The organism is Pseudoalteromonas sp. AWM4_233, from assembly GCF_056158285.1.
Map to the genome: position 1 here is coordinate 1,975,046 of NZ_JBSWSZ010000001.1, position 23,383 is coordinate 1,998,428.

Here is a 23,383-nt window from a genome sequence, read left to right on the forward strand (position 1 = left end):
GAAAACCGACATGAATTTTCAAGATATCATCAAACAAGGTATTCCAAGCGTTTTGCCAGAGCCAAAAGTGTATCCGGCTAGTGCCAACCGAGCACCAAAACGTAAAGATATTTTAAGCGCAGAAGAAAAACAGCTCGCAGTTCGCAATGCCCTTCGCTATTTCCCAAAAGAGTGGCACGCTGAACTCGCCGTTGAATTTGCTCAAGAATTGAAAGATTTTGGCCGTATTTACATGTACCGCTTTAAGCCTAACTATGAGCTAAAAGCACGTTCAATCTCTGATTATCCAGCAAAGTGTGATCAAGCTGCTGCGATCATGCTAATGATCGACAACAATCTTGACCCTGCTGTAGCACAACACCCAGAAGAGCTTATCACTTATGGTGGTAATGGTGCGGTATTCCAAAACTGGGCGCAATACCTACTGGCTATGAAGTACCTAAGCGAGATGGAAGAAGACCAAACGCTTCATATGTACTCTGGTCACCCTATGGGCTTATTCCCATCTTCAAAAGACGCGCCGCGTGTTGTGGTTACAAACGGTATGATGATCCCGAACTACTCTCAGCCAGATGACTGGGAGAAGTTCAATGCATTAGGTGTTACTCAGTACGGTCAAATGACTGCGGGTTCATTCATGTATATTGGCCCACAAGGTATCGTTCACGGTACAACTATTACGGTGATGAACGCATTCCGTAAAGTACTTAACAAAGGCGAAAGCCCGAAAGGTAAGATCTTCTTAACAGCAGGTCTTGGTGGTATGAGTGGTGCACAGCCAAAAGCAGGTAACATTGCTAACTGTATTACAGTATGTGCCGAAGTTAATCCAAAAGCTGCGATTAAACGTCATGAGCAAGGTTGGGTAGATGAACTCGTTGATAACATCGATGACTTAGTTGCACGCGTGCGGAAAGCACAAGAAAACGAAGAAGTGGTGTCGATTGCGTTCATTGGTAACATTGTAAATGTGTGGGAAAGCTTCTTAGCTGAAGACATTTTTGTACATTTAGGCTCAGACCAAACGTCTCTTCATAACCCATGGTCAGGCGGTTATTACCCGGTTGATATTAGCTACGAAGAATCAAACCGCTTAATTCGTGAAGAACCTGAAGTATTCAAAGAAAAAGTACAATCAACGCTTAAGCGCCACGCTGAAGCGGTAAACAAGCACACAGCAAAAGGCACTTACTTCTTTGATTACGGTAATGCTTTCTTACTTGAATCATCACGTGCAGGCGGTGATGTTATGGCTGAAAACGGCATCGACTTTAAATATCCGTCATACGTGCAAGATATTCTAGGTCCTATGTGTTTTGACTATGGCTTTGGTCCGTTCCGTTGGGTATGTACTTCAGGTAACCCTGCAGACTTAGACAAAACGGATGCGATTGCCGCGCAAGTGCTTGAAGAGATCATGGCGAACTCGCCAGAAGAAATTCAACAGCAGATGCAAGACAACATCACGTGGATCAAAGACGCGAAAGAAAACAAGCTAGTTGTTGGTTCACAAGCCCGTATTCTATATGCCGACTCTGAAGGCCGCATTAAAATTGCTAAAGCATTTAACGATGCCATTGAACGCGGTGAGATTGGTCCTGTGGTACTTGGTCGTGACCACCACGATGTATCTGGTACAGATTCTCCATTCCGCGAAACATCTAACATCTATGATGGCAGCCGCTTCACGGCGGACATGGCTATTCACAATGTGATCGGTGATGGTTTCCGTGGTGCAACATGGGTATCTATCCACAATGGCGGTGGCGTTGGTTGGGGTGAAGTAATGAATGGTGGTTTCGGTATGCTACTCGACGGTAGTGATGATGCTGAGCGTCGCCTTAAATCTATGCTGTTGTTCGACGTAAACAATGGTATTGCGCGTCGCAGCTGGGCACGTAACGAAGAAGCCAATTTTGCAATCAAACGTGAAATGGCGCGTACACCTAAGCTTAAAGTCACACTTTCACAAAATGTCGAAGACGATATTTTAAATAAGTTGGATTTTTAATAAAACAAGCTGTTTTTCTGAGAAAGCCGTTTCAATACATGAAATGGCTTTTTTTTTGATACGACTTTATATTTAATGTGCAAGCTAGGTGCAAGATGATCTTAACTAAGATTGTTTCTCACTATAAATTAGACACACTCAAACAAAAATCATTTAATAGGGGTTTATTTAAAAGTAACCTTACCACCAACAATTTTTAGTGCGGGCGTGCCTCTGATCAGTGTTTTTCTTGCAAATTCAATATTACACTGAGGACAATGTATTTTATCGTTTGTGTAATCTTCAACAATTCGCTCTTCAAAACATTTAACTAGCGCACCTTTACCGCCCTTTCGGTATTTAAAAAGTTGAGTTCTACATTTTGCGCAAAAAATATCAACCGTTCTTACCGGCCCTTTTTTATTCGGTTTTGCCATTGCGATTATTTATAAAAAATAGCCAACCAAATCGTTGGCTGTTGTTTTGAAGTTTGTTTCACTTTGTGCTTTGTATGAGCTGATATATTTAAAGAATCTCCTTTTTCTAGCCTCACACACTTGCCATTTTCAAATTCAAGTACGCCAAACCCTTCTAAGACCATAACCCATTCATGCTCGTCTTGGTCATACCAACCCGTTGCAGGTGAGCTATGTCCTTGAGAAATTATTCGTTCGACCCGAACAGAATCAGTATTGATCAGATCTTCAAAGACTTCGTCTGATAAGTCAGTAGGAATATTATTAAGTAAGTTAACTGTCATTCGCTTAAGTTATGGCTGTTGGTTTTGGTTTCTCATCAGTTGCATGTGTTTCAGCTAAACTCATTTGCTCTGATAGCCAATTTTTTAACTGAATTGCGACCTCAGGCATTATGTCATTTTTACAAGCGTGTTTGTAGCTGGCTAGTGAAGGCAAACCTGTTTGCAACCGCAAAGTATGGTCCATATTTTCGATGATATGTGTACTTGTTGATGCTTTTGTAACCTTGTCGATGAGCTTAGTATCATCAGGGTGACATTGAAAGTCCTTTTCACCTCCAATCGCTAATATTGGTTTTATCGTATTAGCCAAATGCGACTTCACATCATAATTAAAGGTTTCTCTGTAGAACTTGGTGCTTACTTTTTGAAAGCCAACTCTTACTGTTGGTTTTTCGGTACTTTCAACTTTCGTTCTTAAATCTCGCATAGTTTTAGCGGGATCTTTGGTGTACAAAAAAAGCCTTAAAATCTTGCCTTTTAAACCCTTCAAAGCATCGAGATCTCGATTCATTACTTCCGCATTTTTAATGCCATCTTCTTCAAAGCTACGAAGGCTAGCGCAAAGCATAATTAACCCAGAAATATGTTTATTCTCGTTTGCTATTTCTGGCGCTAAACAAGCCCCTTCACTATGCCCTAATACATAAATGGCATCAGTATTTACTTGTTTATGGGTTGAAATATGGTTAATCGCTTCATGAGCATCTAACACAACTTCTTCTAACCCAGCTGTTTTAAAATAGCCCTCACTCTTACCCGCACCACGCTTGTCATAACAAAAAGTGGCGTAACCGCCTTCAATCAACTGCTCTGAAAGTTGTTTAAAAGTATTAGTGTCAAAACCATTGATATTGCCATTTCTGTCTTGCTGACCACTACCGTGCACCATAACTACGCAAGGAAATTTCCCCTTAGTTTTAGGCATTGACAATGTACCTTTTAAGCTTAGCATTTGTGACTTAAATACAATCTCTTCCTGAACCATTTTTTCTCCTTGAAGCTTCAAATAAGCTTTATTCTTCTGGGTCTTGTGGATGTACTTCGGTTACCACTTTTTGCACAATTTTCACCCTGCCCGATTTTACCAATGCATCTCGCAAAATATACTCTATTTGCGCGTTTACACTGCGTAAGTCATCGTCGGCCCAGCGCTGAACTGCGGCTAATACATCAGGGTTTATTCTAAGTGGGTAACTTTTTTTACTGGCCAAAATGAGCCTCTTAAACTTGCTGAGTCGAAGTTAAAACTTCGACTCAATTAGAAAATTTAGTATTAGTAAAGACTACCTGCATTGACCACAGGTTGCGTATTTTGCTCGGCGCATAATACCACCAGCAAGTTGCTAACCATAGCTGCTTTGCGCTCTTCGTCTAGCTCTACGATTTCTCGCTCAGACAATCGGCTTAATGCAAGCTCCACCATACCAACCGCACCATCTACGATTTTTTGTCTTGCAGCAATAATGGCTGAAGCTTGTTGACGTTGTAACATGGCACTGGCAATTTCTGATGCATAGGCAAGGTGTGAAATTCTAGCTTCATGTACTTTTACACCTGCTTTTGCCAATCTGTCTTGAATTTCTGTTTTTAGTGCTTCAGAGACTTGAATTGGGTGACTGCGCAATGCAATTTCATCACCGTCATGTTGATCGTAGGGATAAGCGCTCGACATATTTCTTAGCGCTGCTTCACTTTGAATATTTACAAAGCTTTCGTAGTCATCTACTTCAAATACAGCCTCTGCGGTGTCATTCACTGACCACACAACCACGGTTGCAATCTCAATCGGGTTACCGTGCGCATCATTGACTTTGATCTTGTTACTTTCAAAGTTTCTTAGTCTTAAAGAAATATTTCTGCGAATAAAGAAAGGGATAGTCCAACGCAACCCATTTTCTTTTACTGTGCCTACGTAACTACCAAATAAAGTGAGTACACGGCCTTGGTTTGGCTGAACCATAAATAAACCAGCTAAACACGCTAAATTAATTACTGCTAAAACGACAAATAAAAAACCATCGCCATTTACAGGGTTAAATTGACTCAAACAAGCTAATGCAATTGAAATAAAAATCACGGTTGCAACATACCCGTTTGTTGAGAATCCCTTTGTTTCTTTCATTGAAAACTCCACCAGTGTGATATCAAGTTGATATCACATTAAATCGAGTTTAGATTTTAAGCAAGCATTTTGTTCCTATAACCATGCTCTCTATTTGTAACTATTTATTTTATTTTCAATAGATGCAATAGACTTATTACTTGGAAAGTCCACTTTAAATACTTGGTATGCTTACTCTGCGTCTTCAAAAAGTTGCTGCTCTAAGTAGGCGTTAATTAATGATTCTGATAATTTTGGGTGTTTAAAGATTTTTGCTATTTCAGCTTTGAGATTTAACTCCTGTCTTTTTTGGTCTTGCGTTTGTGCGAGTCTATATGCGTAAAAAGCGTAAAGCCCCAAATAATTTAAATCATATCTCGTTTTATCTTTGGCAAGCTCAATTGAAATAACCGCTGCACCGTTTGATTTGGCAAGTGTTATTAATTCGAATGTTGCTTCATCTTTAAAAGGTGTTCTTTGCTTTGGTGAAATGCCTAATTTTAATAACAAGGCTTCGGCAGCTTTGGCAACACTCATAGGGTTTTGAGCTGTTATAAGCGTTCCATCAACAGCAATATACGGCATCATTGGGGCGTTTTTAACAAATGTCGCACCGTGCTCAATTAACATTTCTTCAAGTGAAAATGGAAACTTATCAAGTAGCTCTGAATTAAAAGCTTGCTCTTCGATTTGCGTAAAACTATTTACCTTCTTGCCCGCCACAAAATAATGACCATCTGGGCGTTTTAAATTAACCAGCGCTGCAGGACCGTGACATACAGCGGCGATTGGAGAGTGCCTTTCGATAAACTGATTAATGAAAGTTTGAGTATCATGGTCAAAAGGTAAATCAAACATTGCGCCATCTCCCCCAACAATAAATAAAGCGTCATAGCTTTGCTGAATTGCCTGTTTTGCTGAGTAAGTATTTTGCAATTTATGAAGGGCAAGCCCTTTGAATTTTTGTATGTAAGCTAGATTGTCTTTATTCGTCTTAACAACAACCTCACCGCCTTTAGGTGTGACAATGTCGAGTTTTAAGTTATGGTCATGTAAAACCAAATAAGTTTGTGCAAGCTCCTCAAGGTCGTAACTAATTTTACCTTGGGTCTCATTACCGTAACCCGAAATCAATAGAGCGACTTTTTTGGCAAATACATGGGGGCTGAACAAACCCAGACAAATAATTAATAGCGTTAAATATTTCATTGCTGTTTCTCCTTGTTGAAGTTAACAGCACTTTAACCAATTAGATGTCGTGACTTTGTCGTGATTAAATTATTTGAGCATTAATTTAATCGTTAAGAGGATTATCAAAGCTTATTTTCACTATAAAGTAACCTTGCGGTTGTTCAATGTGCAATTGCCAATTTGATTGTTCACAAATACGCTTTATTAAGTTTAAACCATGCCCTAAACCTTCACTCTGCTTGCCTTTTACGCCGCTTAAAAATGGTGAATTGATGGTATTTTGTTGAGTCTGGTTTTTAAAAATAAGTTGTCGCTCATTTAAGGTAATATCGGCATTATCACCATTTGCGTGTCGTACCATGTTCGAAAGTAAATTTAGCATTAGAATGCTAACCAGATTTTGGTTACACATTACTTTTACATCACCATCAAAATTAAGAGTTAACTCAAGATGTTTGTCTGTTTCTGCGAGTAAAAAATCGAATTGGTTAATAATCAAAGACTCTAACTTTGCAGTTAAATTAACCACCTCTGTTTGGCTGGATTCGGAACGTGCAAGCGCCAATAAAATTGAAGTGATTTGATTGATATTAGCAACCGCCTCTGCAACCTTACCAAAATTGTTTTCTCTGATTGTTTTTTCTTCTTTGCTTTCTGAAAGTACATTTTGAATAATCGCAACGGGGGTTCTGATTTCATGACTAATGTCTTTGGTAAATACGCGCTCTCGATCAAGCGCGCTATTCAACTGAGTAAAAGCGTTTTTAGTATTGAGTGCTAATAAACCAATTTCGTTATCTGGAAATACATCAGGCTCAATGTTGTCTGCATTTTTTGTGTTCACTTGAGATGCGAGCGCTTGTAAAGGCCTTGTAATCTTCTTAGCAGTCAATAAGCTCACAACAAGTGCTATGGCAGAAATGAAACAAGCTATTACTAAAAGCCACACAAGCAGGTTTGGCATATTATCTTTGCTAACTTCGAACTGCTCTACGTCAGCGAGTAAAAATAAGTGTTGTTCACCTAATTTAATGGTGGTTATATGAAGGGTTTTACCAGAACTTGTTTGATATTCCACTTTGCTAGGATTTGACGGATACTCTTTTTTTATCTCAATAGGCAGATCGGTAAAGTTTTCAACCAAACGCATGTAATCTGCTTTTGGTGGGAGAACCTCACCTGAACGTTTAAATTGTTCAGTAATATGAGTCGCTTCATCGTTGACTAAGCGGTTAAAAATATTATCTTCAATAGTCCAAGCATATAAAACAATCAAAAAGCTATAAATAAGCAAAATAGACAATACAGTCGTTATAATTACGCGGCTTATACTACTTGAAAGGCTTCTCATAGCTGTTTCATCTCCATGTGATGCATCTTATTCTAATATTCATTACTTGGTGATTGTTAGTCTGGTGCAACGATTTTAAAACCAATTCCGTGTACTGTTTTGATTAACGGGTGCTCAAACGGTTTATCTATGGCATTACGAAGTGTATATATGTGACTTCGGACTGCATCGGTATCAGGCAGATCATCCCCCCAGACTTTTTCAACTAATTGCCTTTTACTCAGGGCATTTGGATAAGCTTCTGCAAGTAGTTTAAGCAGTAAGAAATCGGTCTTTGAAAGTTTTATGCTCTGACCGCCGCGCTGAACCGTTTTTTGATTAAAATCAATCTCTAAATCACCAATACATGTTTTCTGAGATTTATGTAATTGATGCCTTCTAGCAAGTGCTAAGCACCTAACATAAACCTCGTCTAATACGTAAGGTTTTGTTAAATAATCATCTGTGCCATGTGAAAAGCCATTAAGTTTTTCTTCAATACTGTCTCTTGCGGTGAGCATCAACACCGGAATATTCGTAGCAAGCTTTGATTTGATAAAACGACAAAGATTTAACCCATCTATATCGGGTAAGGTTAAATCTAATATCACAACATCAAAATGCTCAGACTCAAGTAAACTAGTCGCTGTTTGACCATTACAGGCATAGTCAACGACCATGCCCTTTTGGGTCAGAAAACCACACAGTTGCTCTGCTAATTGCTGATTATCTTCAACCAATAAAATGCGGTTACTTGTTTCATTCATTTTGCTATCTTTTTCCGAATTAATTCTAGTGTTGCAGCGATGGTTTGATCATCCATGCTTTGCGTGATGCTATTGCCTGGCTCAATCTCATAATGGGGCTGAACACCTTGCCGAGCCAACTCACCGCTCGGTCTAACTAATAATCGAGTTGTAATATAGGCCCTTAGCTCTGAGTGAGGTAAGTTAAACAAATTGCCCTGTCCTGATTGATTAGCAAACCCTTGAGTTGGCTGCCCTACTAAGGTTGCAAAGCCATTATCTTTAAGGGTCGTTGCAAATACAATCGCAGCAGAATAGCTAATCGAACCGGTCAATAGATACACATTACCGGTAAATCTGACATCGTCACTCATTGGGGTCTCCCATTCATCCCATTTTGTGTCGACAATTTCCCCTACTTCACCTTTATAATGAAACCAACCACGGTTGTCTTTGTTGAGTTTTTCTTGCAGCGCTGAGACCAATCTAAATGGTTTATTTGCAAGGTAGCGGCTTAAATAAGCAACGGTATCCGTATTACCACCGGGGTTGTTTCTAATATCAATAATAAGAGAGTGAATCTTCAACGCTTTAATTTTCTTAAAGCTTTCATCAACAAAATCTTCAAACTCACTTGGTTTTATATCAAAGTGATCTAAATATAATAAACCGATACCTTCTTCTAACTCTTTAAAGTAATGATCTTGATTTGTTTTTCCTGAAATAGCCGTTGCTGTCTGTTGCCAATCTTGGGATTGGGTGATCTCTAATGTTTTAGCTCTCCCGTCAGATTCTATTTCAAGTTTAAATTCATTAATAAAGCCATATACAGCCCACAGGTTAACGGGGAATCTCGCTGCCACGACCTTTTCACGAAGAAGCCCACTCTCACCACCTGTATATTTTTGCATGTTTAATACAAGGTCTTTTGTTGAAATACCATTAATTGATAAAATTTTGCTTTCGCCTACAACCCTTTCACTACCTGATTGATAGTCATGTTGTATATATAGCTCTTGCTGTGAATTGATAAATACTTCAAAAGGAAAAGGTTTCGCACCTTGCTCTTTAAGCAAGTTATATTCTTGATACGGCCAAATCAAAAATGCATGACCATCATTAAACTTATGGCTGAGTTTTCCCACTATTCTATAAAACTCGGTTCGCATTAAAGGCCGAGTAATTTGCGACTTGAGCACTTCAGTGTAGCTTTTTAGCTCAGAGACTTGAGTGTACTTTTCAAGATTTGGGTGACGCTCCAGTGAACCTTGTAATAAAGCATCAATATCTTGCTGCATTTGCTCAACAGACAAATGTTCTGTCAGCAAGGTTTCATCCGACAAGTCAGGCATTATCTCTAAATGGCTACCTTGACAGGCAACTAACACGGGTAGTACACACGCCAACATCAGTGATTTATTAAGTGGTTTAAGAATTTGTTTGAACATCGCTTTGCTCCTTTGTGATATGTCACAAAGTTAACAAAGCATTTGTGAAGGTTTTGTCGTGAAATGCGAATGATTAATTTCAGCTACAAGATAGGCACCCGCTTTACTCGCCGTGTTTGCTTGATATTAAACAAATTTGTTTTAAGGGCTTGGAAGTCTTTGAGTTGCTTATCCCTTTGTACTTGTTGCTCTAACGAAGTATAAATAATATTAGAATCTAATAAATACTCTTTAGAAAACCCGTTTTGCACGGCTTTCTCTGCTAGCTGTATAAATTGCTCAGGTTCTTTGTTATTTAACGCAATGAGCGAAGCGATAAATTGATTAGAATATGTATCACCTTCTGAAGTTATACCCTTCACATTTTTATTATTACCGTCAACCAAATTGGCGAGCAACAGCGCTAGCTGCGCATGTTTACTTTGACTATGAGCAACCCGCTCGAAATGAATAAGTGACTTATCTATTTTTCCTTGTAACTCTAAAGCGCTTGCCATAAGTAAATGCGCTTCAATAAAGTTTGGCTTTAAGCTCAGTAATTCAAATAAGGTTTTTTCTGCTTTTTCATATTGTTTAGTCGCCAAGAAATACTCAGCTTGAGCCAGTAAATAAAACGTATCTTGCGGAGAAGACGCTATCAATGACGCTAAATGACGTTCACTCCAACTGAACATGTTTTTATTTAACAGAACCTGAGCGCGTATCTTTTGTACAAGTGGATTGTCTGGTTGTAGTTTATGTGCAATTTTAATCGTTTGCCACGCCCCTGAAATATCACCACGATGATTCAGTGCGCTAGATTTGACGGCATGAGCGTTCACCCATTTAGGCGAAAGTGAAATGGCTTTACTGGAACTTTCAATGGCGTTTTTATATTTTCCCTGTTCAATTTGCACATTCCCAAGCGCAACATAAGGCCAAGGTTGGCTATTCGAAGCGTTAACTGCCTTTAATGCAAATTGATAGGCTTGAATTAAATCGTCTTGATTGGCACCATATAACTTATGCTTAGTTAAATACAATTCGCTTAATATTGAGAAAATAGCGACTTTATTGCTGGCGTGTTTGATTGAGTTTTCTAGCTCGCTAATCGCACTATCTATTTTTGAGCTGTCTTGTAACCCCATAAATCGAGACACATCTAGCTCATTTGATTCATCAGGTGGTGATAGGCTTATATTTGCTTGTACTGGCTGCTGTATCTTACTTGATTCTGTTTGCTTAAAAACACCTAAAGCAATCATCCCAAAGATGACTAATCCACTAAGCATGACACGGTGCCTAATAGAAAAATGAAATTGTGGACTTGCAAGTTTTGGTGGATTCTGTTGTTCTTCTAGTTGGCTAACTGTATGTTCTACAAGCTTAACTGATAAATTTAAACGATATCCTTGCCCTCGTTCTGCAATAATAGGATCTTGTTCTTTTTCGACTGCCAAAACTTCCCTAAGGCGAGATACACGTTTTTTAACGGTGTCTTCTGAGACGATTTTTCCCTGCCATACATAATCCAAGATAATGTTATGTGAAACGACACTCGGTGCGCGTTCAACCAAACACACTAATAATCGATAAGATAACTCAGGCAAAGAAACCTCTGTAGAACCTTTAAATAATTTTCGTTCATCAAGGTTTAAAGTTAGGTTTTCTCCGACTTTATAAACTGACATCTCATTCCTTAAATATACTTAACTTATTCTTATTATTAAATAAGTTGTCTTGTCACTGTGCGTCACCCTAACTCACTTTAATTCACTCTTCAATTAGTTTGAATGTCGTTAAATTAAATGCATGTTTAATTTGGGAAAAGCATGATGCGTACTAAGATACTTTTTTTACTTATATTTTTTACTTCATTTTTTAGCGTTGCTAATCAAATAAAGAGCAAAGAAATTGACAAGCTACTGACTCGATATCACCAATTAGAACAATTTAATGGTGTCGCGTTAATCAGTCATAAAGGGAAAGTGCTCTTTAAGAAAGGTTATGGCAAAGCCAACTTTGAATGGGACATTAATCATACTGTCGAAGGTAAGTTCAAAATTGCCTCGATTACTAAACAATTTACAGCCATGTTGATACTTCAACTTGTTGAGCAAAAAAAGCTAAAGCTGGATGAAAAGTTAATCGAATACTATCCAGGCTACAGAGCAGATACTGGCTCTAAAATTACAATTAGACAGTTACTAAATCACACATCGGGCCTTGGCAACTTCTTTCACCTTGATGGCTACAAAGTCGTTGAAGCTAGAAACCCTTACACACTTGACGAGTTTATCTCAAAATTTTGTAGCGAGGATTTAAACTTCGAGCCTGGCACCAAATTCAGGTATAGCAATGCGGGTTATACCATTTTAGGTAAAGTCATCGAACAAGTAACAGGTAAATCTTATAGCAAAGTTTTAACACAACAGATTTTAAAACCGCTTAATATGAATAATTCTGGGTTTAACCAACAACATTCTATTCTAAACAATCGAGTGACTGGTTATGAACGACTATTTAATCGTTTAGAACATCCCAGCTTTATAGATATGTCAGTACCCTTTTCTGCTGGCAGTATGTATTCAACGGCCATGGATTTGTACCTTTGGGACCGAGGCTTAGCCGAAAACAAAATATTATCAAAACCGTTAACCACAGTTTTGTATCAAGTCTCTGAGCATAGGAACTACGCAGCGGGCTGGTTGGTTGATAATTACCCAGAAGAGCGATTTGGTAAAGCACTCACTCGAGTTCACCACGGCGGTATGATCCCTGGCTTTAATGCCAATATCAGTCGTGTGTTAGAAGACGACATTTTAATTGTATTGCTCGATAATACGGGCGGTGCGCCAATGACACCAATCACCGAAAAGGTGCTGAGTATTATCTATGACAAAGACTATGAAGAGCCTGAATTAAGGCTTTCACAAAAACTCTATAGAATGATCATAGAGCAAGGAAACTCTACATCAATCGCTTGGTATAAGACATTGGTATCGCAACACGAAGGGTTTAGTGAGCGTCAATTAATCAGATTTGCATATGAGCTGGTTGATGCTAACGAGCAACAAGCTGCTCTAGCATTTTTAAAGCTAAATGCTGATCTCAACCCAGAATCAACTCGTGCTAAGCAAGCATTAAAAAGGGTAAGCTCGCTTTAGTCTCATTATTTTCGGTGTACATTTTATTAATTTTAACTATAATCCCCGCACCCTTATTAGGGCCAACTTTTAACATAAGAATTAAACGTAAAAAGGACAATAATGCGTAAAACAGTTATAGCTCTTACTTCTGCTCTTTTTTTATCACCATCAATTTTTGCAAATAATAACATTTACACAGACATTCTTCTTGGTAAAGCAAAACAAGAATTCGAATCAAGTTTCGAATATTCAAGCCCTTATGATTCTGGTAAAGAGTATTATAAGCAACCGAGTCAAAATACAACCTCTTTTGGCGTAAGACTAGGCTATCAATTTACTAACAACTTTAGTCTTGAAATTGGTCACAATCAATTCGGCGAAACTGATCATACATATGTTGACGAATTTAATGACACCATTAACGATAAAGTCAAAAGTTCATCAACCACACTGGGTGTTAATGCTCAATGGCCAATCAACGATAAATTTTTTATCAATGGCCGAGTAGGTATTGCTGCATGGGATTTAAAAGCAAAAAGTACAGATAGTTATTTTCCTGGTGTTGTTGAAGAAGATAGCGAAGATGGCAATGACCTTTACTATGGTTTCGGGCTTAAATACTTAGCGTCTGAAAACATCTATCTTGGTTTAGAATACTCTATTACTAATATGGCATCGGACAAAACAGAAAAAGATGGTCAATTTACAGAAAAAGTAAACTTAGACTATGATGTAAGCAACTTTGCAATTTTTGTTGGCGTTAACTTCTAACCTTAGTCTTAAGCAAGTTTCTAAAACATTACTGAAGCTCGTTGCTTAACATATCAATAAAGCGCCTGACTTTAGAAGACAGGTGCTTTCTACTTGGGTAAACCGCGTAAACATTCACTGTTGGTTGTTGATATTCTTCGAAAAGGATTTGTAAGTTCCCAGATGCAATACCACCCGATAGATAAAACTCAGGTAATCGAGTGACCCCTATACCTGCCTCAACCAGTGCGGTTTCAGCTTCTCCATTATTACAAAGTGCTTTAAGTTTCACATCGACGGTAAATTGCTCACCTTCAACTGGCATAAAGGTCCATTTACCAGGGTTCTTATGGTTACTGTAACCTATACAGTGGTGATTAATTAGCTCTTTTGGATGATAAGGTTGCCCGTATTGTTCGATGTAAGATTTTGATGCGACAACATAAGTTGGACAGGCGTAAATTTTTTTGCAAATGAGGCTAGATTCATCTAATGCAGGTGTTGCTCGGATCACTAAATCAAAACCATCTGCAACCAAATCGACCCGTTTATCACTTAGATCTAAATCAAGCGTTATATTTGGATAAAGCTTTAAAAACTTCACTAATATCGATTGTATATGGGAGCGATATAGTCCAATTGGGCAACTCAATTTTAAATTACCTTTTGGCGTATCGTCTCCCTGCGTGACAAGATTGAAGGCGTCTTGTGCGTCACTTATTAATTGTAAGCATTGCTGATAATAAGCCTCACCTTCAGGTGTTAGTGCCAAAGAACGTGTGGTTCTATTTAACAATCTCACACCTAGCCGTGCTTCTAATTTATTAATCTCCTTAGAAATATGAGAATTAGAATGACCTAATTGCAGAGCGGCACTTGCAAAACTGCCGCGCTTAACCACTTCAGAGAAAATCTCGATGCCTTCAAATAACTTTGTTTGCTGCATGAAAAATATATAAGCCCTTAACAACGTTAGCTAGTCATAGCTTGCTTGAACAAGCCTGTTGAACCTGTTTATTACATAGTGCTTTAGCTTCAATGAGTGACTTTCCGCCCATACAATAATCTACTCTCATCTTTTTTACTTCTTCATCTCTAGTTTCATTATTGACAGGTAACCATAACGACTCCTCTAATAATGTATGCGCTTCTTTATTAAGCCTAGGCTTGTTATTACTCGCTATGATTTCTGGGTTAACCAATTTACCACCTTCAGTAACTTTTGCTTCAAACACTGCACACCCTGAAATACCATTTTTTGCGAGTGCAACTGGGTATAATGGTGTATTTTGTTGATAATACTTCCAGTTTTGTTCTACTTTGTTTTGTGTTAAATCACTAATTTGCACATCTGCATAATTGACTCCAGATTTTGATGAAAGATCAATTAATTGACATTCACCTGTCATCTTCATCTTTTGTAATCGGCGATTACATTCTTTAAGAGCTCGCGCATCTGCATCACTTTGGGCACGATATCCATACGCATATCCGATTGCCTCGCCACCATTCCCACTATGGAACATCGCAAAAGCCCGTTTTCTTGGCTTGTCTTGCAACTCAAATAGCGCGTCTAAAGCGTTACTAGAATAACTATTGATATCACAGATAGATGCCTGCGGATTTTGTTCACAATAACTCGGTGTTGACTGCGTAGATTGACAAGCTGCAAGTATTAAAGTGGTTGGTATAAATAAAAAGCGTTTCATATTCCCTCGCATAGATAGTATTTCCTCTTAAATAGGTACATTAGCACTCATATGGAAATAGTGAAAGTATAAACCAGCTATTAAACTTATTAGATTCTTAATATAGACTAGAATTTATCGAGTCGAGCAATGAATTGAAGACTCATCACTTAATAAATGAGGAAGAAATCATGAAAGTATTAGCATTTGCAGCAAGTAGCAGCCGTCAATCAATTAACAAACAACTGGCTCAGTACACGGCAAACCAAATTGAAAGCGCAGACGTTGAATTATTGGATTTAAATGATTTTGAAATGCCGATCTACAGCTCAGATCGTGAAAATGAATCAGGTATTCCAGAACAAGCTCAAATATTTTTCAAAAAAATAGGCGAAGCAGATGCCATTGTTATTTCCTTTGCTGAACACAATGGTTCTTATACGGCTGCTTACAAAAACATTTTTGATTGGACATCGAGAATTGATATGAAAGTGTATCAAGGTAAACCAGTTATTTTATTAGCGACTTCACCGGGTCCTGGTGGTGCGCAAAGCGTACTCGCTTCTGCAGTTGGTTCATCTCAGTTTTTTGCGATGGATGTAAAAGGCTCACTTTCTGTACCGAGCTTCTATGATAATTTCGATTTAGAAACTGGTCAGTTAAATAACTCAGAACTTGTTGATCAAATCAAAACTATCACTGCTTTGATTTAGAACCTACTATGAGCTGTGTATTAAACACAGCTCAGATTTAAAATTTAATCACTTTTGCTAAAAGTTGATCATAACGACCTGACTGTTTCATTCTAAGTAAAGCTTCATCAAACATCTTCAGAATTTCAGCATTATTCTTATCTGCTTTCGATAAGATAATGTGGCTGTTTTTGCGCATGAACGGCTGTTCAATATGACCTATTTTATTCATGTCTTGCTCTGAAAAATGCTGACGTAACAGATAATACCCCACCGCCATCTCCTGAGGGTAAATCGATACTCTGTTTTTTAATAACATGCCAAATGCTTGTTCATCATTAGACACTCTGTGCATGTTGATTTGTTTCGCTCGAATAATGTTATCTAGATCTATGCCATAACTGAAATCTTCAAGGCCAACATAACTATATGACTTTAATGCTTCAAAGCTATCTAATATCGGCTTATCTGTTCTGTTGTAAAAAAATACATGCTTTTCTTCTAATACTGGCTCAGAAAAATAGAATTCACTTTCTCTAGAGTCAGTTTTAAGCCATAGGCCGGTACCATCAACTCTCCCTAATTGCGCTTGCTCCATCGCTCTCGCCCACGGGTAAAATTCAAAAGACACTTGATACCCTATATCTGCAAATGCCTCAGCTATTACTTCTGCAATCGCACCGTTATTCGGAAGATCGCTTCCCATATAGGGCGGCCACTCTCCTACAGACAAAGTTAATTGCTTTGCTAAAGCATTAAAATTTGAAAATAAGGATAGTAAGAGAACAAAAAAGATGAATTTAAACTGTTTCAAAGTGACACCAATCATTATCAAACCTACATTAACTGTAGTTGATAATTATGGATAAAAAGTGGAAGTAAAACCCAGAATCTAAGTTTCTGGGTTTTATAAAAGAGATTAAAGTCGCTTAGTTAGTACTATGGCAATGCCTAACATAACTGACGAAACCAATAAGCAGGCGCTTAAGCCATAATATTGATACATAACACCAGACAATACAGTACCAGTTAAGCGCCCTGCTGCGTTGGCCATATAATAAAAGCCCACATCCATTGATACGCCGTCACTGTCTGCACACCTCACAATAAGATAGCTGTGTAACGATGAGTTGATGGCAAATACAGCACCAAAAATTAGCAAACCACCAACAAGGATAAGCTCTGGTGAGAAACTTGAATCTAAACCCAATACTATCATTGCCGGAATTATCGCAAGAGTTGTTACCCATGACGCTGCTGATTGCTTACTTTGGGTTAACGCCATATTTTGGCCCGTTACTTTGGGGGCGTTTGCCTGTACTATGCCATATAAAATGACCCACACAGCCATAAAAGTACCTACTGTGCTACTTTGCCAACTCAATTCACTGACAAAATAAACCGGCAATGCAACCACAAACCATACGTCTCTGGCTGCAAATAAAAATAGTCTCGCAGCTGAAAGACGGTTTATTTGTGGGCTTTTTGAAAACATCTCAGTGAATTTAGGTTTTGCTTTCTTTTTACCTAAGTCTGCTTTTAATCGCCATATACTTAATAACCAAACAAGTGTCAGCATACCTGCCATTAACCATAATGCGTCTTGAAACCCAAACAAGGTCAGAAGCAAGCCACCTAAAAAGAAACCGACGCCTTTTAGGGCATTTTTAGAGCCAGTTAAAATTGCAACCCACTTATACAAAACACCATCGGCGTCTTCAGGTACCAATTTTTTTATGGCACTTTTGGCGCTCATTTTATTGAGATCTTTTGCAATGCCAGATAATGCCTGAGCACACATAACATAAGCAACACTCAACCACTCTGGGTTAATAGCAAGCATGACCAGTGCAAAGATTTGAATAGATAAACCTAAATTCATGGTTTTATTCAAACCAAGTCGAGCACCTAGCCAACCACCCACTAAGTTAGTAACAACACCAAAGAATTCATAAAACAAAAACAACATGGCGACTTCAAGTGCGCTGTAGCCAAGCTGGTGGAAATACAACACCACCAGCATTCTTAGCGCTCCATCTGTCAATGTGAACGCCCAATAATTACTGGTGATGAGTAAGTATTGTTTTATGTCATCCGAGAGTTTGGACAACATTTAGATTATCCCCACTTTTGCTCAATAACATAACGAACTAGATCTGCAGTTCTATTTGCATAACCCCATTCGTTGTCGTACCACAGATACATTTTTACTTGCGTACCATTTACGACCATGGTTGATTGGGCATCAACAACACTGCTTCTTGGATCTGTTTTATAATCAATTGACACAAGTGGACGAGTCTCAAAGCCTAGAATGTCTTTTAGTTCACCTTCTGCCGCTCCTTTCATCCATTCATTGATTTCTTCAGCGGTAGTCGCACGGCTTACTTCAAATACACAATCTGTGATTGATGCATTTGCCAATGGAACACGAACAGCATGACCGTTTAGTTTACCTTTCAATTCAGGGAATATATGTGTAATTGCAGTAGCAGACCCCGTTGTGGTTGGGATCAAACTCATACCACATGCCCTTGCTCGACGAAGGTCTTTGTGTGGCGCATCAAGGATGGTTTGAGTATTGGTGATATCGTGAATTGTTGTCATTGAGCCATGTACAATACCAATTTTTTCTTGTAATACTTTTATAGGTGGCGCTAAACAGTTCGTTGTACATGATGCTGCGGTCACAATTTTATGCTTCTCAACGTCAAATAAATCATGGTTCACGCCATACACTACGTTTAATACACCGTCTTCTTTGACTGGCGCTGTTACCACAACTTGCTTTACACCTTGATCAAAATAAGCTTGAAGTTTGGCTTTGGTTTTCATTTTTCCTGAGGCTTCAATCACCAAATCACAGCTTGACCAATCAGACGCTTCAATCGTTTTATTCTGAGTAACTGAAATAGTATGTTCATTGATTTGCATACTATCGCCTGCGAAATCCACTTCATGGCTCCAGCGACCATGCACCGAGTCAAAATTCATTAGATGCGCCAATGTTTCTGCATTGCCTGCGGGGTCATTGATCTGAATGATCTCAATGCCAGCAGTATCATATAAGGCACGCATAGTTAAGCGACCCATACGGCCAAAGCCATTTATTCCAACTTTTATACTCATGTTTACTCCCAGAAATTAAATGAAGACACATCGATTATGGTCAACTTTCTTGAAAATGTGATTACTAGTTTTAAGGAAAAACTGTCAACCTCAACAATATATGGAAAATCATATATTCGATTTTCCATATATTCAAGTTTAATTTTCGTTCTGGGTCATTCGGCGCGTTATTTTAAGAAAAAACCATATTTGAATGGATCTGAGTCTTCTAAAACGAAGTTAGAAAATGCAGTGATATATGCAGTGCCAAATACTCGTGGTATCACAGCGTTATAATCATGAAATTGTGATTCTTTTTGAATTTGTACATCAAAGCTACTATCAACAATACTTTCAATGGTAATTTTGTCACCAACGTTTATTTGCTTTCTAGCATGAAGTATTGCGGCTCTTGCACTTACCCCTGTTCCTGTTGGGCTTCTATCAAGCTCACCATCAGCAAATATACACACATGTTTACTATGGCTTTCTTTGTCTTTAGTTTGGGTAGACGAGTAAAAAATCACACCATATAAAAAACTCAAACTTTCATCTTCTGGGTGTGAAAGCGCTAAAGAAGCGTTAACTAAAGCTTTAATCTCTTCACCAAGCTCAGATAATTTAGAGGCATTTGCTTTTGACAACGAGATATCAAGCTTATCTGCATCTACGTAAGCATAATAGGCGCCACCAAAAGCAACATCAGTTGTAAAAGACCCAATAGCAGGATGATTAATTTGATGATCGAGTTTCACTACAAAACTGGCGACATTATCAAAAAACGCCTGCCCATTTTTATAATATGCAGTTACCTGCCCGGCTGGTGAATCAATTTTTAGATCGTCTTTTTCTTTAAAATGGCCTGCTTTTTCAGCCAATGTAGACAATGCAATGATGGCATGACCACACATAGTGCTGTATCCTTCGTTGTGAAGGAATAACACACCAAAGTCACTGTCTGCTCTTTCATTTTCAGTGATTAAAGCACCATACATATCTGAGTGACCTCTTGGCTCTCCCATAATGGCTGTTCTTATTTGATCTTGATGTTCAAGACATTCAAGCCGTTTATCGAGGATGCGCTTACCTTTAATGGGCGCAAAGCCACTTTTAATAACTCTAAGCGGTTCACCACCTGTATGCATATCAATGCACTTTATTTGTGTCCCAGACTGAATGTTTAGTGTTTCTAATTGTTTAATAAAATCTGACATGAAACTTCCTTAGATCGAAAAATGCCAAGCAAGCTTGGCATTGGGTGAATGCTGAGCGTAGGTACTTCGCTCAGCGCGCACGGGTATTTTCAGGGAGATTAGAAAACCATACGTGCAGTCAGTGAGACATAGCGAGCCGCTTGACGACTAGTCACCATGCCGTAGTCTGGGTTTAACTCAATACCATCATCGCCATAACGAGTACGTTCTTCGTTGATGTTTAATGCACTATCAGCATTCAATAAGTTATAAACGGTGGCTTTCAGTGATACTTCATTACCCATTAGCTCTGTGAAATATGACATTGAAAGGTCAACATTCGTTACCCATGGTAGTGTGCCTACGCTACCACGAGGTGCTGGGTTACCATTTTCGTCATAGTGTGAGGCATGATCATAGTAACGACTGATACATGCGTCCCAAGGGTTACCTTCTGCACAACTATCGACATTCTTAGGGTGCACTGAGAAATAACTTTGCGGACGACCTGAAGTAGTACGAGCAACTAAACCAGCAATTAGGTTATCCGTGATATTATACGAGCCAGAAAATTTGAATGCATGACGGTGGTCATTTGGTAAGTTACCGTAGCCATGATCCATTAGGTCAGCATAGTCGTATGAAGTCGTCCAACCTGGATCTGCCTGGTTATTATCAGTTTTAACTAGGCCTTCTGTGTTACCGTAGTTTTTAGACCAAGTGTAAGATGCATTAATTCTTAAATCATCCGTCACGTTGCCATCTAAAGTGAACTCAACCGCTGTGTACTTACGTACTGCTGCAGGTAAAGCTAGCTCTTCAGCAGATAAGTTAATTACATCAACTGTACCATCGCCATCAAAGTCATAAGACATTTCAATCGCTTCACCTGGGTTGTTCAACACATAATATGAGCCTTGACCCACATTATCTGTGATACCCATTTCAGCTAATTTCTTAGCAAGTACAGGACCTACATCTGTGTCTTCTACACTGCGACCTAGGTCACGGTGAACCACACGTACACCCGCTGACATAGTGTCAAAAATTTCCTGCTGATAACCAATGGTGATTTCATCAGAATACATAGGTTTCAAGCTTGAAGAAGCGATAAGGCCAGGTTCAGTAATACCACGTTGACGCCAGCGACGGTCACGTAACATATCGCCACGACTTGGTGAACCATCTGCTAACAGTACTGGTGTACCATCTGCATTTACGTCGCCCATTTCATGGTATTCGAACCATTCAACTGACGCTGAGCCTTGCGTGATATTCATGTTTGCAGAAACCGGTTGGTAATAACGGCCAAATGTTGCGAACACTTTAGCTGTACCATCACCATGTAAGTCATAGATTGCTTGAAGACGAGGCGAAATTTGGTCTTTCATATCAACGTATGCACGACCATCTGTTACCGTGTTTTCGAATTCACTATAACGTAGACCTAAATTAAGCACTAAGTTGTCAGTTGCTTGCCAAGTGTCATTAATATAGAACGCAATTGAAGTTGAATCAGAATCTACATCACGTGTTCTTACACGTCTTTCGATGAAAGACTCACCTTCTGCTGCACCTGAGATATCATCAACACCTGCGTTTTTGATTTCCCACCAGCCCATACCATCACCGATACCATTTTGACCTGAGCTAAATTTAACTTTTACTTTGTTATAGTCGATACCGAATTGCAATGCATGCTCATCTAAATCAAGCGTAAAATCTACACGCGCTTGCTCACGAACATATTCCTCTTCAGATACAGTTGAGGTTGTGTGTTGACTTAGTGTTGTCCAGCCATTTCTAGAATCCCATACGCCAGGATCTGTCGATGCAACCACATTTTCAACATTCTCAGTAACCTGACCAACGACAGCAGACACTGACATAGTATCTGTTAAGTAACCGTTATAGTTCACACTGAAAACTTTACCGCCATCTTCACCTGGTGCAGCAACCCCTTTTTGATCGCCGATGACATTCGTTTGCCAATCATATACAAAGTTTGTTGTATCCCAAGTACGTTTGTTATTCATCGCTGAGAAACCAAATGAGTGATCTTCATTAATGAACCAGTCTAACTTAGTGAACCAACGGTCTTCTTCTGTTGATGTTGAGCTGAAGGTTGTTTGTCCTGCACCTTCACTGTCTGAACGACGGGGTGAAAATAATGCATAGGCAAAAAGTTTATCTTCAACTAATGCGCCTGAAGCCCATACCTGAAACTCTTTAAAGTCGTATTCATCGCGTTGATTATTTGTAGAAATAGTGCCATTGCTTTGGAAAATAGAGTCATGGTGAGACTCTAAGCTTGAAGGGTCCCAGCGCACTTCTGCACCAAAATCAAAATCGTTCTCACCCGACTTAGATACCGCGTTTACAATACCACCCATCGCACCACCAAACTCAGGGCTTACACCACCCGTTTTGATTTGCGTTTGAGAAATTGCTTCCCAAGGTAAGCGAATTGAACCTAGGCCAGTTTTGATTGAAGCAACATTTAAACCATTGAAGTAATAGCCATTTTCAGCTGATGACGCACCACCAAAGCTTGATGCACCATTGAAACTGCTACCACCAGGCGCAGACGTACCCGGTGCAAGTAGTGCAATGCTTTCGAAACCCGTATTCACTGGCATCATGTTTAATTCTTCATCACTGAATGTCACACCTGATGTCGAGTTACTTAAATCAACTCGACGAATTGAAGCACCTGTTACAGCGATGCGCTCAATATTTTGACCAGCTTGCGACATTTGTGCATCAATGATCATAGATTGACCAATGGTAACGTTTACATTTTCTTGTAGTACACTTTGATAACCATCTTTGACGATTGTTACGTCGTAAGTACCAACAGGTACATTACGTAACAAGTACTCACCTTCAGCATTGGTTGTCACTGTATATTTCAAACCTTTAGTTTTGTGTTTGAAAGTCAATGTTGCACCAATAATATCAGAGCCCGTACTTGCTTCGATATGACCCTTAACAATACTGCTACCGTCTACAGCTAACGTTGGCGCGTGCCAACTTAATGCTGCAGCGATTGCAGTCGCTGCAAGGCTTTTTCTTAGATAGTTACCTTTTTTATTATTGTACTTCATGAGTTGTCCTACTCCTGTGAGTTTTGCGTTTTTCATAATGACGCGTAACACAATACATACAATTTATATTGTATACAATATTTTATTTGATCTTTTGTTAACTGGAATATGTAACAAAATATACATTTGCTCATAAATTAAGGGTTAACAG

General features: G+C 38.9%; 21 protein-coding genes. 4 read left to right on the forward strand and 17 right to left on the reverse strand.

Translation table 11 applies throughout. The annotated features are described in order from the left end of the window. Positions 1-10: 10 nt before the first annotated feature. Positions 11-2,011, forward strand: a complete 2,001-nt coding sequence (locus ACXAC4_RS08755) for a urocanate hydratase (protein ID WP_475160680.1) — start codon at positions 11-13, stop codon at positions 2,009-2,011. A 164-nt stretch (positions 2,012-2,175) separates the two neighbouring features. On the opposite strand, the gene ACXAC4_RS08760 is transcribed toward ACXAC4_RS08755, so the two are convergent. From ACXAC4_RS08760 to ACXAC4_RS08805, 10 genes are all read right to left on the reverse strand, one after another. Beyond that, complete coding sequence (locus tag ACXAC4_RS08760; protein ID WP_138478675.1) at positions 2,176-2,427, reverse strand: hypothetical protein; 252 nt, start codon at positions 2,425-2,427, stop codon at positions 2,176-2,178. Between the two features lie 5 nt (positions 2,428-2,432). Beyond that, the gene (locus ACXAC4_RS08765) at positions 2,433-2,750 is read right to left on the reverse strand and encodes a cupin domain-containing protein (RefSeq protein WP_475160684.1); all 318 of its coding nucleotides are present in this window, start codon (positions 2,748-2,750) and stop codon (positions 2,433-2,435) included. Between the two features lie 4 nt (positions 2,751-2,754). Then, entirely contained in the window at positions 2,755-3,735 is a 981-nt protein-coding gene (locus tag ACXAC4_RS08770) for an alpha/beta hydrolase (protein ID WP_475160685.1), read from the reverse strand. Between the two features lie 28 nt (positions 3,736-3,763). Continuing rightward, the gene (locus ACXAC4_RS08775) at positions 3,764-3,961 is read right to left on the reverse strand and encodes a type II toxin-antitoxin system antitoxin (protein ID WP_058029893.1); all 198 of its coding nucleotides are present in this window, start codon (positions 3,959-3,961) and stop codon (positions 3,764-3,766) included. Between the two features lie 62 nt (positions 3,962-4,023). Then, on the reverse strand, positions 4,024-4,872 hold the full coding sequence (locus ACXAC4_RS08780) for an SPFH domain-containing protein (protein WP_475160687.1): 849 nt from the start codon (positions 4,870-4,872) through the stop codon (positions 4,024-4,026). Between the two features lie 171 nt (positions 4,873-5,043). Further along, positions 5,044-6,060 (reverse strand): type 1 glutamine amidotransferase domain-containing protein, encoded by a 1,017-nt coding sequence (locus ACXAC4_RS08785; protein ID WP_475160689.1) that lies wholly within the window; start codon positions 6,058-6,060, stop codon positions 5,044-5,046. Between the two features lie 85 nt (positions 6,061-6,145). Beyond that, on the reverse strand, positions 6,146-7,393 hold the full coding sequence (locus ACXAC4_RS08790; protein ID WP_475160691.1) for a sensor histidine kinase: 1,248 nt from the start codon (positions 7,391-7,393) through the stop codon (positions 6,146-6,148). A gap of 56 nt (positions 7,394-7,449) precedes the next feature. Next, on the reverse strand, positions 7,450-8,139 hold the full coding sequence (locus ACXAC4_RS08795) for a response regulator transcription factor (protein WP_475160693.1): 690 nt from the start codon (positions 8,137-8,139) through the stop codon (positions 7,450-7,452). Continuing rightward, entirely contained in the window at positions 8,136-9,566 is a 1,431-nt protein-coding gene (locus tag ACXAC4_RS08800) for a S41 family peptidase (RefSeq protein ID WP_475160696.1), read from the reverse strand. Before ACXAC4_RS08800 ends, ACXAC4_RS08795 begins: the two co-directional genes overlap by 4 nt. 83 nt (positions 9,567-9,649) lie before the next feature. Continuing rightward, positions 9,650-11,236: a winged helix-turn-helix domain-containing protein gene (locus ACXAC4_RS08805; protein ID WP_475160697.1), complete on the reverse strand. Its 1,587-nt coding sequence runs from the start codon at positions 11,234-11,236 to the stop codon at positions 9,650-9,652. A 141-nt stretch (positions 11,237-11,377) separates the two neighbouring features. Between ACXAC4_RS08805 and ACXAC4_RS08810 the strand changes: the two genes are divergently transcribed. Next, a complete protein-coding gene (locus ACXAC4_RS08810; RefSeq protein ID WP_475160698.1) occupies positions 11,378-12,712 on the forward strand; it encodes a serine hydrolase domain-containing protein in 1,335 nt (444 codons plus the stop codon). 102 nt (positions 12,713-12,814) lie between these two features. Then, a complete protein-coding gene (locus tag ACXAC4_RS08815; RefSeq protein ID WP_475160700.1) occupies positions 12,815-13,465 on the forward strand; it encodes an outer membrane protein in 651 nt (216 codons plus the stop codon). A gap of 28 nt (positions 13,466-13,493) precedes the next feature. Here the strand turns inward: ACXAC4_RS08815 and ACXAC4_RS08820 are convergent, their stop codons facing one another. Beyond that, positions 13,494-14,390 carry a LysR family transcriptional regulator gene (locus ACXAC4_RS08820; protein WP_475160701.1) on the reverse strand — a complete coding sequence of 299 codons (897 nt, stop codon included), beginning with the start codon at positions 14,388-14,390 and terminating at the stop codon, positions 13,494-13,496. A 34-nt stretch (positions 14,391-14,424) separates the two neighbouring features. After that, the gene (locus ACXAC4_RS08825; RefSeq protein WP_475160703.1) at positions 14,425-15,153 is read right to left on the reverse strand and encodes an energy transducer TonB; all 729 of its coding nucleotides are present in this window, start codon (positions 15,151-15,153) and stop codon (positions 14,425-14,427) included. Between the two features lie 170 nt (positions 15,154-15,323). Between ACXAC4_RS08825 and ACXAC4_RS08830 the strand changes: the two genes are divergently transcribed. Beyond that, the gene (locus tag ACXAC4_RS08830) at positions 15,324-15,845 is read left to right on the forward strand and encodes an NADPH-dependent FMN reductase (protein ID WP_475160705.1); all 522 of its coding nucleotides are present in this window, start codon (positions 15,324-15,326) and stop codon (positions 15,843-15,845) included. 37 nt (positions 15,846-15,882) lie between these two features. Here ACXAC4_RS08830 and ACXAC4_RS08835 read toward each other — a convergent pair whose 3' ends face one another. The 5 genes from ACXAC4_RS08835 to ACXAC4_RS08855 form a co-directional block, all read right to left on the reverse strand. Next, complete coding sequence (locus ACXAC4_RS08835) at positions 15,883-16,530, reverse strand: substrate-binding periplasmic protein (protein WP_475160706.1); 648 nt, start codon at positions 16,528-16,530, stop codon at positions 15,883-15,885. Positions 16,531-16,743: 213 nt separating this feature from the next. Next, positions 16,744-17,937: an organoarsenical effux MFS transporter ArsJ gene (arsJ, locus tag ACXAC4_RS08840; RefSeq protein ID WP_475160709.1), complete on the reverse strand. Its 1,194-nt coding sequence runs from the start codon at positions 17,935-17,937 to the stop codon at positions 16,744-16,746. Positions 17,938-17,942: 5 nt separating this feature from the next. Beyond that, a complete protein-coding gene (locus ACXAC4_RS08845) occupies positions 17,943-18,953 on the reverse strand; it encodes an ArsJ-associated glyceraldehyde-3-phosphate dehydrogenase (RefSeq protein WP_475160711.1) in 1,011 nt (336 codons plus the stop codon). Positions 18,954-19,120: 167 nt separating this feature from the next. Then, positions 19,121-20,146 carry a proline racemase family protein gene (locus tag ACXAC4_RS08850; RefSeq protein WP_475160713.1) on the reverse strand — a complete coding sequence of 342 codons (1,026 nt, stop codon included), beginning with the start codon at positions 20,144-20,146 and terminating at the stop codon, positions 19,121-19,123. Between the two features lie 98 nt (positions 20,147-20,244). Further along, on the reverse strand, positions 20,245-23,232 hold the full coding sequence (locus ACXAC4_RS08855) for a TonB-dependent receptor (RefSeq protein WP_475160714.1): 2,988 nt from the start codon (positions 23,230-23,232) through the stop codon (positions 20,245-20,247). Between the last annotated feature and the right edge of the window lie 151 nt (positions 23,233-23,383).